The following is a 13,218-nucleotide window of genomic DNA, read 5'->3' as shown; positions in this document are numbered from 1 at the left end:
ACCGGGATACTCGGTGAGCAAAGCTCGCTGTTACACCAACCAATGGGGCACGATCCGCGAGTGTTTGCGAGCATTTTTTGCAGCGTGCGCAGAAATGCATGGCGTTCGGCTTCGTCGATGCCGGCGAACATGCGGTTGTGGCTCGCCCGCATCTGCGGCCAGAGCCGATCGTAGGCGGACCGGCCGGCGCCGGTCAGATAGATCCTGCTGGAACGGTGATCCGCGGCGTCCACCTCGCGTCTTACCAGACCTTTTTCAAGCTGGCCCTCCAACGCCCGCGACAGGGTCGATTGTTCGACGACGGCATAGACCGTGAGTTCTCCGATGGGCAGGCCGTCCTTGACCGACAGGACGGCCAGGGCACGCATTTTTGCCGTGCTGAGCCCGAGTGCCGAGATCTCGGTGCGGAGATTGGCGTTGTAGAGGCCCATGATGCGGTTCATCAGATAGGGCGCGAAGCCGTCAAGACCGACTTCTGAAAGGTCGGGCAAATTGTCGATCGCGTCTTCGGCGTTGCTCATGGCACGGTCCCGGATCTTCGGCTGCCGCCAGTCTTGCATAATTATATGAAATTTCAAGTTTTCGATGGCAGTCCAGGCGGCCCGGAAACAAAGATGGCTTGAAATTCGGGCCCGGATGCCGATCAATGGCGCTGGCCGAGGCCCGACTGAAAAACAGCAAAGACCAGGATCAATGACCAAGATTTTCAGAACCGACCGGGAATTGCGCTTCGGAGACTGCGACATTTCCGGAACCGCCTATTTCCCCTCCTATCTCGATATCCTCAATGGCGTGAACGAGGAGTTCTGGGCCTTTATCGGTTATCCCTGGCACAAGATCATCTGGAAGGAACGTTGGGGTACGCCCACGGTTCATCTCAGCTGCGACTTCTCCAAACCGTCCTTTTTCGGCGAAACCCTGTCCTTTGAACTGGGCGTCCTGAAGGTGGGGCGGTCATCGATGACGATCCGTCACCGCATCAGTTGCGGGGGCGAGATCCGCTGGTCCAGCACGCAGGTGCGGGCCGCCAGCGACCTCGACAAGCACACATCCATCCAATGGCCTGAAGCCGTGCGTGAGACCTTGCTTGAGTGGCTCACCACGGAGGAGGAACTTGGTTTCTAGCCCGGTTCACATCTGGCTCGGCAGGTAGAGCGCCAGCGCCGGTATGGCCAGAAGCAGGAACAGCCGGACGATATCGACCAGCCAGAACGGCGTCACGCCGCGGAAGATCGTGCTGGTCGGCACATTGCCGACCACGCCTTTCAGGACAAAGACGTTGAGGCCGACCGGCGGCGTGATCAGGCTGATCTCCGTGACCACGACCACGACGATGCCGAACCAGATGGGATCGTAGCCAAGGCTGGTGACCAGCGGGAAAAAGATCGGCACCGTCAGCAGCAGCATCGACAGGCTTTCGAAGATGCAGCCAAGCGCGATGTAGATGAGCAGGATGAAGGCCATGACCTGCCAGGGCTGAAGATTATAGGCGGTCACCAGATCGTTGAGCGCGCCCGGCAGCCCGGCGATGTTGACGAAGTTGGAGAAGATCCACGCACCGATCAGCACCGCAAAGAGGCTTGCCGCGGTGATGGCCGTTTCCTGCAGGACTTCGAGCGTCTGGCGAAAGTTCAGCCGCCGCCTTGCCAGGGCAATCAGAAAGGCGCCCATCGCGCCCATGCCCGCGGCCTCCGTCGGCGAGAAATTGAGATTCAGCGACGGCACGTCGAAAAGACCGTAAAGGCCGCCGATCACCAGAAAGAAAAGCAGCAGCACCGCCCACACGTCCCGCAGCGCGCGCAACCGCTCGGACCAGGGCGCGCGGGGCCCGGCGGGGCCCGCTTCCGGCGAGCGCCAGACAAAAAACCGGACCGCCGCGAGGTAAAGAACGATGCCGAGCAGTCCCGGGACAATTCCCGCGACAAAAAGCTTGCCGATCGATGTTTCGGTCAACAGGCCGTAGATCACCAGGATGACCGATGGCGGAATGAGAATTCCGAGGGTTCCGCCTGCCGCGATCGAGGCGGTGGACAGGCTGTCGGCATAGCCGAAGCGGCGCATTTCCGGCATCGCGACCTTGGCCATGGTCGCGGCGGTCGCGAGGGACGATCCGGAGATCGCGGCAAAGCCGCCGCAGGCAACGATGGTCGCCATGGCCAGGCCGCCGCGAAAATGACCCAAAAAGGCGTTCGATGCGGCATACAGCTCCCGGCTGATGCCGCCCTTGTTCACAAACAGACCCATCAGGATGAAAAGCGGGATCACCGACAGGCCGTAATCCTGGGAGGTGTCGATGATGAGACGCGCGACCATGGAAATCGAGGCGCGAAAGCTCGTCTCCAGCATAAAGCCGATCATGCCGACAAGGCCCATGGCGAAGGCGATGGGAATGCGCAGCAGGACCAGGACAAGAACCGCCGCAAAGCCGATCAGGGATTCCGTCATATGTTTTCCTCGACCAGCCGTGGCATGAATATCAGCAGAAGGCCGCGGACAATCAGGACCGCTGCCGTGATTGCCGTCATCAGCGCGATGAACCAGCCGATATAAAAGAGCGGCAGGCCGAGATACTCCATGGTGTCGCCGTAGGAGCGGCTGCGTTCGGCAAGGTCAAAGACCCGCCGCGCCGGCCAGATCAGAATGGCGCCGCAGAAGAGGTCGACCGCCGCGTCGCGCCAGCGGGCCAGATTCAGGCGATAAAACAGAAGGTCCAGGAGGTCGACGCTCACATGGGCGCCCCTGGCGGACAGAACCGGAAGCACCGAAAACACCATGATTGCCATCAACAGCCGCGTCAGGTCCGAGGCGATCTCGATCGGCGCATTCAACACCGAGCGCAGGACCACATCGGTAAAGGTCAGCACCATCAGCGCAAACAGCGCCAGCGAGGCCAGAAGGCCGGGAATCCGCGCTGACAGGGATAAAAATCGCATCATGTCGGGAAATCGTCAAAGCTGCCGCCCCGTTTCGGGGCGGCGTGTTTTCGGAAGGTCAGTTCGATGCCATTTCGGACTTGACCATCTCATAGGCGGCCTTGGAGTCAATGCCCGCTTCCTCGAGTTCACCGAGAACCTTGGCGGTGATGTCCTGAGCAATGGCGGCGAATTTTTCCTGATCCGCCTCGGAAGCCTCGACGATCCTGGTGCCCACCGCCTCGCGTGTTGCCTCATAGGCGATCTTGTCGGACTTGTCCCAGGCGGCGCCCGCCATGCGGCTTGCCGGCTCTCCGAAGACGTTTTCGTCAAGCGCGGCCTGAACATCGGCGGGAAGGCTGTCGAATGCCTCCTGGCTCATGATGATGGCAAAAGAGCCGCGATAAAGACCGCCGGGCATGTCATAAAGGATCTGCGCTACTTCATTCAGCTTGAAGCCGACACGCTCGCCGACATTCATGGCGACGGCATCGGCCGCGCCCGATTCCAGCGTCTCATAGACCTTGGGGGCGGGTACGTTGATGCCGACGAGACCGAGGGCCGCGCCCACGTCGCCGGCGACGCCGCCGCCGATACGGGTCTTCAGACCGTTCAGATCGTCAAGCGATGCGACCTTGCTGCTGGTGTGGATCTGCCCGGGACCGTGGGTGTTGAGCGAGATGACCTTGACGCCGCGGTGTTCGTTGAGCTTTTCCAGATGCTTTTCATGAACACGCCAATAGGCGACCGAAGCGGCCTCCGCGCTGCCCTCATAGCCCGGCAGTTCGATCAGTTTCGTCGCAACGAACCGTCCGGGCTGGTAGCCGTGAAAGATGATGGCCATGTCGGCCACGCCGTCGAGGATCAGGTCCATCTGTGCCGGCGGCGGGGCAAGTCCGAATATCAGTTCCCCGGTGACCTTGCCGCCGGTGGCCTCTTCCATCATGTCGACGAGGCCGGCGAAGATTTCGGTGTTGATGCCATGTGTCGGCGGCAGCCAGGTGGAGATCTTCAGTGTGGTGTCCGCTGCCCAGGCCACCACGCTCGTGCTGGCAAAAATCGCCGTTGCGGCAACGAGTCGTGCAAAATGTTTCATTTCCAACTCCCTTTTACGTACCGCTGCGGTTCAGCCGCAGCTTGCGTCCTCCGCCCATAGATTCACACCGGTATCCGGTCCTTGTCAAGATATATGAATTTGCATGGAATTATCATTCAAACCCACGGATGCTATCTGACGGACAGATACTGGACGACCCTAATCATTGACCAACCGGCCGGTTTATGCAACAAAAAAAGAGGGCAGTTCATAGTGGCGAATTTTGAGAGAGGGTTGTTTTGCGCTCAGTCTCCGGGCGAGACGTGTTCCAGGCTCTTCAGAAGTGCCTGAAGTGCCGGTTTGATGCGCGCGGCATCGGTGTCCTTCAGAAGTCCGAGCAGCCGGCTTTCATGCTCGCGTGCCTCCTTGACGAGCGTTTCGGCCAGCCTGCGGCCCGGACCGGTCAAGTAAACCCTGACCTTGCGCCGGTCGCCATCATCCACGCGCCGCTCCACAAGGCCCTTTTTGTCCATCTGGTCGACAATGCGTGTCAGCCTTGACTGCTCTGCAAGTGCGTATGCAGCAAGCCGTGTGATCATCAGGCCATCCTGATCGGACAGGCAGGCCAGCACGCGCCACTCCGGCACGCGCAGCCCGTTTGCGCGCACACGCGCATGGAACTGAGCGCTTGCAGCCTCACTTGAAGCAGCCAGAAGATAGAGCAGGTAGGAGGGAACGAAGGCGTCTTTCCGCTTGTCGCCCTTGGTCATGAATGCTTCCGTTGACATTGCGTTGAATCTTTACGTTTCACTGGATGCCACAATGGCTATCTGAAAAAAAGTCCGAAGAAACGATTGCAGTATTATATGATTTTTCATATATTATTTGCCGGAGGACCGAATAACCATGCTCAACCTGGTCGTCGAGAATATCCATGACGAGACGGATCGCATACGTGTTCTGGAGCTATGTGAGGCATCCGGGAGCCCATTGCCGGGCTATTCTGCAGGGGCGCACATTGACTTCGATCTCGGCGAAAGCGGGACGCGGTCCTATTCGCTGATCGATTGGAAGCCTTCCGCCTCGCCGATCGCCCGTTATACGATTGCCGTGCAGCGTGAGGACGAGGGAACCGGCGGTTCGCAATTCATGCATACGCTCGAAGCGGGGCAGGCGATCGGCGCTTTGCCGCCGGCAAACGATTTCGAACTGCATGACGGGCCGGAGCGCGTGCTGCTTCTTGCCGGCGGCATCGGCGTGACGCCGCTGATTTCCATGGCGAGCGCATTGGAGAGGCAAGGAAGGGACTTTGCCTTTCACTACTGCGCCCGCAGTGCCGCGGTCATCGGTTTTCGTGAGAGGCTTCAGCAGGCTTTCCCCGACAATATGGTTTTCCATTTTGACGATGAGGTGCCGCTTGATCTTGCGGCGCTGATGTCGGCGCAGCCACCGCAGACGCATCTTTATATCTGCGGGCCCAAGGGAATGATCGACGCGGCGCGTCAGGCCGCTATCGAAGCCGGTCTGACGGAGGCGAATATCCATATCGAATTGTTCTCGGCGCCGGAAACCCAATCCGGCGACGCACCGTTCGAGGTCGAAATCCATGATACGGGCGAGGTGTTTACGATCCCGGTCGGGAAAACCATCATTGACGTGCTCGAGGAGGCCGGCAAGGATCTGATGTTCGACTGCCAGCGCGGCGATTGCGGCATCTGTCAGACCGACGTGATCAGCGGAACGCCCGATCATCGCGATGTCGTCTTGTCGGAGGCCGACCGGGCCGCTGGAAAAGTCATGCAGATCTGCGTCAGCCGCGCAAAATCGGAGCGCCTGGTTCTGGATCTTTAAAGGAGGCTATCATGTACAAGCAGTACCCAAGGCAAATGGCGGCCGAGGACATCGAGGAACTGGTCCAGGGCTATCAGGTGCACCGTGACGTCTATATCTGCCGGGACGTCTTTGAGATGGAGATGCGGCACCTGTTCACCAACAGCTGGGTGTTTGTCGGGCATGAGAGCCAGACCCCGAACAAGGGCGACTATTACACCACGCAGATCGGCGATCAGCCGGTCATTCAGGTCCGGCATTCCGACGGTGAGGTGAAGGTCCTGCACAATCGCTGTCCGCACAAGGGCGTGAAGATCGCCATCGACCGCGAAGGCAATACGGGCAAGTTCTTCCGCTGTCCCTATCATGCCTGGTCGTTCAAGACCGATGGCTGTCTGCTGGCGATCCCGCTGAAGAAAGGATACGAGAACACCGGTCTTTCCGAAACCGAAAACGTCAAGGGAATCAAGCCGGTCGGCGAGGTGCGCAACTATCGGGGCTTCATATTCGCACGGCTGGCCGAGGAGGGGATCGGCTTCGAGGAGTTTTTCCAGGGCAGCCTGTCATCGATCGACAACATGGTCGACCGTTCGCCCGAGGGCCGGCTCGAGGTTGCCGGACCGCCGCTGCGCTACATGCACCAGTGCAACTGGAAAATGCTGGTCGAGAACCAGACCGACACCTGCCATCCGATGGTGGCGCATGAAAGCTCTGCCGGCACGGCGGTCAAAATCTGGGAAAGTCTCGGCAATCCCGAGCCGCGCCCGCCGGCCATGGAGATTATCGCGCCGTTCATGTCTCCTTACGAGTTCTTCGAGGATATGGGCATTCGCACCTGGCCGAACGGGCACGGCCATACCGGCGTTCATCACTCGATCCACTCGGACTACTCCGCCGTGCCCGGCTATTTCGAGGCGATGTGCGAGGCCTATGGCGAAGAGCGCGCCAAGGCCATCATGGACGAGAACCGCCACAACACGGTCTACTTCCCCTCCATCATGATCAAGGGACCCATCCAGCAGCTGCGCAATTTCATTCCGCTCGGTCCCGACAAGACGCTGGTGGAGAGCTATATCTACCGGCTTGTCGGGGCACCGGACCAATTGCTTGCGCGCACGGCCATGTACAACCGGATGATCAACGCGCCGACTTCCATTGTCGGCCACGACGACCTCGAGATGTACGAGCGGGCCCAGGAGGGCTTGCACTCCGAGGGGTTGGAATGGGTCAATGTTCAGCGCCTCTATCCGGGCGACGAGGACTTCTGCGAAGAGGCGGTTGAAAACGGCACCACCGAGCGGCAGATGCGCAACCAGTTCCACGCCTGGACGAAATTCATGACCGCGACCATGCCGCGCAGGGAGAAGCCTCTGCCGGAGGCGGTGTGATGACGGATTTCAGCAAGGACGATCTGATCGACTTCATCTATGCCGAGGCGCGTATGCTGGATGAGGGCCGCTACGATGAATGGCTCGATCTGTGGCTGGCGGACGGCCGCTACTGGATGCCGCTCGACTACAAGCAGACCGACCCTCATCTCATGACCTCGTTCCTCTATGAGGACATGTTCATGCTGAAGCTCAGGGTGGAGCGTTTGAACGGCGCGCGGACGTTCAGCCAGAAACCCAAGAGCCGCTGTCATCATGTCATTCAGCGCCCCTTTGTCGACAAGCTGGACAATGATGACGGCGACTACGTCACGAACACGTCGATGCACTATGTGGAAACGCGCCTTGATGAACAGTTCCTGCTGGCGCTCACGGCAACCCATGAGCTCAAGCGGGTGGACGGCGAATTGCGCATTGCCAACAAGCGGGTGGACCTGTTGAACTGCGATGCCGCATTCGGCAACATACAATTGCTGCCATGATTTCGGACCGCTGCAACAGCGTTTATGACGCATTTGACGATGCCGCAAGGCGGTGGCCCGGCCGCGATCTGCTGCAGGTCCTGCCGGGAACGGCGCAGGTCTACGGCATCGCTCCGGGCGCGCTGCGCTACGGCGATGCCAAAGCCCGCGTGGATGAACTGGCGTCGCGGTTCGAGGAAGCCGGATATCGCGGCGGCATGCGGGTGGCCGTTCTTCTGGAGAACCGGCCGGCCTTTTTCATCACCTGGCTGGCGCTCAACCGTCTGGGCATGTCGATCGTTCCGATCAATCCGGATCTGCGGCTGGCGGAGCTGGAATATCTTATCGGACATTGCGAGCCGGCGCTGGTTGTTGCCGTGGACGCGCGTCAGGACGACCTGCGCGAAGCAGCCCGCGCTGCCGGAATCAGGCTGCCGGTCATCGGGCCGGACGACCCGCTCCCGCCGCCGCGCCGCAATGCCGTTGTCGCCGAGGCGGGAGGGCAGGGCGCAGGCGAGGCCGCTCTCCTCTACACGTCCGGAACGACCGGAAGCCCCAAGGGCTGCGTTCTTCCCGACAGCTATTTTCTGCTCGCAGGCAACTGGTATGCATCGGTCGGCGGACTTGCAGCGTTCTCCACCGGCGGCGAGCGGATGATCACGCCGCTTCCGGTCTTTCACATGAACGCCATGGCCTATTCGTTCATGGCGATGGTCGCCGTTGGCGGGTGCCTCATTGTGCTCGACCGCTTTCACCCCAAAGGCTGGTGGTCGGATGTCGCGCAATCGCGCGCGACCTGTCTGCATTATCTCGGCGTCATGCCTTCCATGCTGATGGGCGCCGAACCGTCGTCCGCCGACCGGCAACACAGTGTCCGCTTCGGATTCGGCGCCGGGGTCGATCCCAAGCTGCAGGCGGCCTTTGAGGACCGGTTCGGCTTTCCGCTGGTGGAAGCCTGGGCCATGACGGAAACGGGTGCCGGTGCGGTAATTGCCGCCAACACGCCAGACCGTCTTGTCGGGCAGGCCTGTCTCGGCCGGCCAGGCCCGGACGTGGCCTGCCGGATCGTCGACGAGGATGGCCATGATGTTGGCGCGGGAACACCGGGCGAACTGCTGGTGCGGCGTGCCGAGGGCGATCCGCGCTACGGGTTCTTCTCGCACTACTATAAGGATCCCGAAGCCACCGGGGAGGCGTGGCGGGACGGCTGGTTCCACACCGGCGATATCGTCCGCCGGAATGACGATGGCGACATGTTCTTTGTCGATCGCAAGAAGAACGTTATCCGCCGCTCGGGCGAGAACATCGCCGCCGTCGAGGTGGAATCGATATTGATGCGGCATCCGCAGATCCGCGCGGCGGGCGTCACCTCCGTTCCCGACCCGATCCGGGGCGATGAGGTCTTTGCCTGTCTTGTTGCCGATGATCCGTCGGAGGATCTGGCTTATGAAATCACCAAATGGTGCCTCGACCAGATGGCATATTACAAGGCGCCGGGCCATATCGCCTTTGTCGATGCGCTTCCGCTGACCGCGACACAGAAGGTTCAGCGTACCGAACTCAAAAGGCTCGCGGCGGACCTTGTCGGCGGACCGGGTGCAGCCGTCACCGCGCATCTGAAAAAGCGGCAGGCGGCCTGATGGGACGCCGCCGGCCGTATGACGGGGTGGTGCTGACGGCACCGTTCACCACGCCTTATCAGCGCTATTCGATCGAGTCGGCGCACTGGTGGATTGCCCGCGCGCTGCGCGGCTCGCTCGATGCGGCTGGCCTCAAGCCGAAGGATATCGACGGCTTCACCGTTTCGAGCTTCACTCTCTTTCCCGATACGGCCGTAGGCCTGACCCAGCACCTCGGCCTTTGCCCGCGCTGGCTCGATCACATCCCGATGGGCGGCGCCAGCGCGACGGTCGCCCTGCGAAGGGCGGCGCGGGCCGTGCAGTCGGGGGATGCGGATATTGTCGCCTGCGTTGCCGGCGACACCAATCATGTCGACAGTTTCCGGCTGATGCTGTCGAGTTTTTCCCGCTTTGCCTCCGATGCCTCCTACCCCTATGGCTATGGCGGGCCGAATGCCAATTTCGCGCTGCTGACGGACCGCTACATGAACGAATTCGGTGCGACGCGCGAGGATTTCGGCCGCCTGTGCGTGGCTCAAAGAAACAATGCGCTCAACAATCCGAACGCGCTGATGAAGAAACCGCTGACCCTGGACGATTATCTGAACGCCCGTCCCGTATCCGATCCGATCGCGCTGTTCGATTGTGTCATGCCTTGCGCGGGCTCGGAGGCGTTTCTTGTCATGAGCGAAGGGGAGGCGCAAAGACGCGCGCTCCCGTTTGCCCGGATCGGCGGGGCCATCGAGCGTCACAATGCCCATGCGGACGATCCGATGCAGCTGCGCGGCGGCTGGACCATGGATATCGACGAATTGTGGGACATGGCGGAGTGCGCGCCGCAGGACATCGATCTTCTCCAGACCTATGACGACTATCCGGTGATTTCCTTCATGCAGATCGAGGATCTCGGGTTTTGCGACAAGGGTGCGGCGGCTGATTTCCTGCGCGAGCGCGACATGACAATCGCGGGCGATTTTCCGCACAACACATCCGGTGGTCAATTGTCGGCCGGGCAGGCGGGCGCGGCCGGCGGCTTCATCGGTCTTGTCGAGGCGATAAGGCAGCTCACCGGCCAGGCGGGGGGCACGCAGGTGCAGGGTGCCGCACGGGCACTGGTTTCGGGTTTCGGCATGATCAATTATGACCGGGGCGTGTGTTCCAGCGCGGCGATATTGAAGGCGGAAAACCCATGACCGACCCGCTCGGACCGCCACCGAAGAAGGATCCGCAAAAAAGGACGGTCTCACCGACGCGTCCCCCGGAGGCGCGCAGCCGTGCGTTTCTCGGCCTCAGCGCGGCGGCGGCGGAGGGGCGGCTGGCGCTGCAGCACTGTGCTGAGTGCGCCATGATCCAGTATCCGCCGCGTGATGCCTGCGCGACGTGCCTTTCCACCGAATTGTTCTGGAAAGACACCGATCCGGCCGGCTCGATCCTGGCGGAAACCACAATCCGGACCTCGCTCAAACTCTATTTCAAGGAGCGGGCGCCCTGGCGCACCGGCACGGTCAGGCTCGATGCCGGGCCGGTGATCATTTGCCACCTTCACGGCGATTGCGCCCGCAACGGGCGGGTCAATCTGCTCAACCGTCTCGATCGGTCGGGGCAGGCCGTTTTGTTTGCCGTCCCACAAGAACGGAGCCCGCATATGGAAGACGACCCGCAGTTCAGGGCTATGACCAGCGACCCGAAGCATCGCCGGGTTCTGATCACCGATGCGAGAAATGCGAACGCGCTGGCGCTTGCACAGGCTCTGGCCGACGCCGGCGCCGAGGCGGTTTTTGTCGGCGATGCCGAAAGCTGGAGGCCCAATGCCCAAAGACCGGCATTGGAGGCGATTTCCAGGGTCGCCGTTCTTCCGCTCGATGTCACCGATACGGCATCCGTCCGCGCGCTTGCTGGCGAGATCGGCGGCAAGACGGACATATTGATCAACAATGCCCGCTTTGTCCGGCCCGGCGGCGTTCTTGCGCGCGGCGACACAGCCTTTGCGCGGGACGAAATGGAGGTCAATTATCTCGGTCTCATGCGGCTTGCCCAGGCATTCGGGCCGGGCATGTGCGGGCGGACGGCCGATGGCGACAACTCCGCAACGGCCTGGGTCAATATCCTCTCCGTCCATGCCCTTTCCAACAGCCCCGACTACGGCTGTTTTTCCGCTTCACATGCCGCGGCCCGCTCGCTCAGCCAGAGCCTGCGGGCGGAATTCCGGCCGTCCGGGCTACGGGTCATGAATGTCTATTGCGGTCCGACCGAGGACGACTGGTACCAGCCCGTGCCGCCGCCGAAGGTTGCACCGCAGGCGCTGGCCCGCACGGTTGTGAAGGGTTTGCGCGACGGCCTGGAGGAGACCTGTTGCGGCGATGTTGCGAAGGACCTTTACGAGCGCTACCGCGACAACCCGAATGTGCTGGAACGCGAGATGACGCTGGCGGGAGACGGCGCATGAGTGAGACCGTTCTTCAGACCCTTTGCGAGCAGATTTCCGCCGGTGGGATACGCATCGTCGATCTGACCCATACGCTGGACCCGGACTTCCCGGTCATCGTCCTGCCGCCCGAGTTCGGCCAGTGCGCGCGGTTCCGGATGGAGGAAATCAGCGCCTACGACCACCGCGGTCCGGCCTGGAAATGGCATAATATAAGTATGTCGGAACACACCGGCACACATTTCGATGCGCCCTCGCACTGGATATCGGGCCGCGATTTGCCGGACAATTCGGTCGACGCCATCGCGCCGCGCGATTTCATCGGCCCGGTCAATGTCATCGACTGTTCCGACGGGGCCGCGCTGGATGACGATTTCGAACTGACAGCCGATGTCATAAAGGCCTGGGAGAACGAGCACGGGACAATTGCGGCCAATTCCTGGGTGCTCATGCGAACGGACTGGTCGAAGAAATCCGGAGCGGCCTATCTCAACATGAAGGAAGACGGTGCGCATTCCCCCGGGCCGACGCCTGAGGGCATCCGGTTTTTGATCGAGGAACGCGGTATCCGCGGTTTCGGAACGGAAACGGTCGGAACGGATGCCGGACAGGCCGCTCACCATACCCCACCCTACCCCGCTCACTATTATCTCCACGGCGCGGGGAAATACGGCCTTCAGTGCCTTGCCAATCTCGACCGGCTGCCGCCGACCGGAGCCGTGCTTCTTGCCGCACCGTTGAAAATCAGGAACGGCACGGGAAGTCCGCTGCGCGTTCTGGCGATGGTTCCGGGGGACGAGACATGAGCAATTACACAGCGGTCATTACCGGAGGAAACAAGGGTATCGGTGCTGATCTGGCGGCGCGGCTGCTGGAGAAGGACTATCGTGTCATCTCGGTCGCGCGGCACGCCCCGCAGGTCTCACATCCCAATCTGTCGTCGGTCGAGGCGGATCTTCTCGATGAGGATGCCGTGGCGCGGGCAGCAGGCGAGATCGCGGTATCCCACAATGTGACCCATCTGATTCACAATGCCGGCCTGATCTGGCCGAACCTTGTGGAAGACGCCAAGCCGTCGGACATTACCGGGCTCGCACAGCTTCACCTCGGATCGGCGCTGACTTTGCTTCAGGCCGTCTTGCCATCAATGAAAAACGCGGGCTTCGGGCGGGTCATGTTCAATGGTTCACGGGCCGCCCTCGGCGTGCCCACCAGAACCGCCTACAGCGCCAGCAAGGCCGCGATGATCGGCATGGCGCGGACGTGGGCACTGGAACTCGCACCGTTCGGCATCACGGTGAACGTGATTGCGCCGGGGCCGATCCAGACCGACAATTTCTACGGCATCGTTGAAAAGGGCAGTCGGCAGGAGAGTGACCTTGCCAAGCGGATCCCCGTGGGAAGGCTTGGCCGCGTTGAGGATGTCTCAAACGCCTTTCTGTTCTTCTGCGATCCGGCGAGCGGTTTCGTCACCGGGCAGACCCTTTATGTCTGCGGCGGAGCGAGCGTTGGAACGATGGCCATCTAGACAAGAGATGTGCCTCGGG

Annotated in this window: 14 protein-coding genes; 9 read left to right on the top strand and 5 right to left on the bottom strand. The window is 61.3% G+C overall.

The window, feature by feature from the left end; translation table 11 throughout:
* Positions 1-521, bottom strand: a 521-nt coding sequence (locus AC5E6N_RS10695; RefSeq protein WP_491747807.1) for a MarR family winged helix-turn-helix transcriptional regulator, incomplete at its 3' end; no start/stop codon positions are given.
* Positions 522-693: 172 nt separating this feature from the next.
* Between AC5E6N_RS10695 and AC5E6N_RS10690 the strand changes: the two genes are divergently transcribed.
* Positions 694-1,125, top strand: coding sequence for an acyl-CoA thioesterase (locus tag AC5E6N_RS10690; RefSeq protein WP_491747806.1), 432 nt, complete (start codon positions 694-696; stop codon positions 1,123-1,125).
* Between the two features lie 6 nt (positions 1,126-1,131).
* On the opposite strand, the gene AC5E6N_RS10685 is transcribed toward AC5E6N_RS10690, so the two are convergent.
* The 4 genes from AC5E6N_RS10685 to AC5E6N_RS10670 form a co-directional block, all read right to left on the bottom strand.
* On the bottom strand, positions 1,132-2,445 hold the full coding sequence (locus tag AC5E6N_RS10685; protein WP_491747805.1) for a TRAP transporter large permease: 1,314 nt from the start codon (positions 2,443-2,445) through the stop codon (positions 1,132-1,134).
* Positions 2,442-2,936 (bottom strand): TRAP transporter small permease, encoded by a 495-nt coding sequence (locus AC5E6N_RS10680; protein ID WP_491747804.1) that lies wholly within the window; start codon positions 2,934-2,936, stop codon positions 2,442-2,444. Before AC5E6N_RS10680 ends, AC5E6N_RS10685 begins: the two co-directional genes overlap by 4 nt.
* 55 nt (positions 2,937-2,991) lie before the next feature.
* Positions 2,992-4,008, bottom strand: a complete 1,017-nt coding sequence (locus tag AC5E6N_RS10675) for a TRAP transporter substrate-binding protein (protein ID WP_491747803.1) — start codon at positions 4,006-4,008, stop codon at positions 2,992-2,994.
* Between the two features lie 245 nt (positions 4,009-4,253).
* Positions 4,254-4,718: a MarR family winged helix-turn-helix transcriptional regulator gene (locus AC5E6N_RS10670; RefSeq protein ID WP_491747802.1), complete on the bottom strand. Its 465-nt coding sequence runs from the start codon at positions 4,716-4,718 to the stop codon at positions 4,254-4,256.
* 136 nt (positions 4,719-4,854) lie between these two features.
* Between AC5E6N_RS10670 and AC5E6N_RS10665 the strand changes: the two genes are divergently transcribed.
* Genes AC5E6N_RS10665 through AC5E6N_RS10630 form a run of 8 tightly spaced genes read left to right on the top strand, consistent with a single transcriptional unit; the run spans position 4,855 to position 13,199 of the window.
* The gene (locus AC5E6N_RS10665; protein WP_491747801.1) at positions 4,855-5,799 is read left to right on the top strand and encodes a PDR/VanB family oxidoreductase; all 945 of its coding nucleotides are present in this window, start codon (positions 4,855-4,857) and stop codon (positions 5,797-5,799) included.
* An 11-nt stretch (positions 5,800-5,810) separates the two neighbouring features.
* A complete protein-coding gene (locus tag AC5E6N_RS10660) occupies positions 5,811-7,166 on the top strand; it encodes an aromatic ring-hydroxylating dioxygenase subunit alpha (protein ID WP_491747800.1) in 1,356 nt (451 codons plus the stop codon).
* Positions 7,166-7,648, top strand: coding sequence for an aromatic-ring-hydroxylating dioxygenase subunit beta (locus AC5E6N_RS10655; protein ID WP_491747799.1), 483 nt, complete (start codon positions 7,166-7,168; stop codon positions 7,646-7,648). Before AC5E6N_RS10660 ends, AC5E6N_RS10655 begins: the two co-directional genes overlap by 1 nt.
* Entirely contained in the window at positions 7,645-9,267 is a 1,623-nt protein-coding gene (locus tag AC5E6N_RS10650) for an AMP-binding protein (RefSeq protein ID WP_491747798.1), read from the top strand. The genes AC5E6N_RS10655 and AC5E6N_RS10650 overlap by 4 nt, the downstream gene beginning before the upstream one ends.
* Positions 9,267-10,439 (top strand): thiolase family protein, encoded by a 1,173-nt coding sequence (locus AC5E6N_RS10645; protein WP_491747797.1) that lies wholly within the window; start codon positions 9,267-9,269, stop codon positions 10,437-10,439. Before AC5E6N_RS10650 ends, AC5E6N_RS10645 begins: the two co-directional genes overlap by 1 nt.
* Positions 10,436-11,692, top strand: coding sequence for an SDR family NAD(P)-dependent oxidoreductase (locus AC5E6N_RS10640; RefSeq protein ID WP_491747796.1), 1,257 nt, complete (start codon positions 10,436-10,438; stop codon positions 11,690-11,692). Before AC5E6N_RS10645 ends, AC5E6N_RS10640 begins: the two co-directional genes overlap by 4 nt.
* Positions 11,689-12,477, top strand: a complete 789-nt coding sequence (locus AC5E6N_RS10635; RefSeq protein WP_491747795.1) for a cyclase family protein — start codon at positions 11,689-11,691, stop codon at positions 12,475-12,477. Before AC5E6N_RS10640 ends, AC5E6N_RS10635 begins: the two co-directional genes overlap by 4 nt.
* The gene (locus tag AC5E6N_RS10630; protein WP_491747794.1) at positions 12,474-13,199 is read left to right on the top strand and encodes an SDR family NAD(P)-dependent oxidoreductase; all 726 of its coding nucleotides are present in this window, start codon (positions 12,474-12,476) and stop codon (positions 13,197-13,199) included. Before AC5E6N_RS10635 ends, AC5E6N_RS10630 begins: the two co-directional genes overlap by 4 nt.
* Positions 13,200-13,218 lie beyond the last annotated feature (19 nt).

The organism is Hoeflea sp., assembly GCF_984452065.1.
This window is presented reverse-complemented; position numbering and strand designations above follow the sequence as displayed.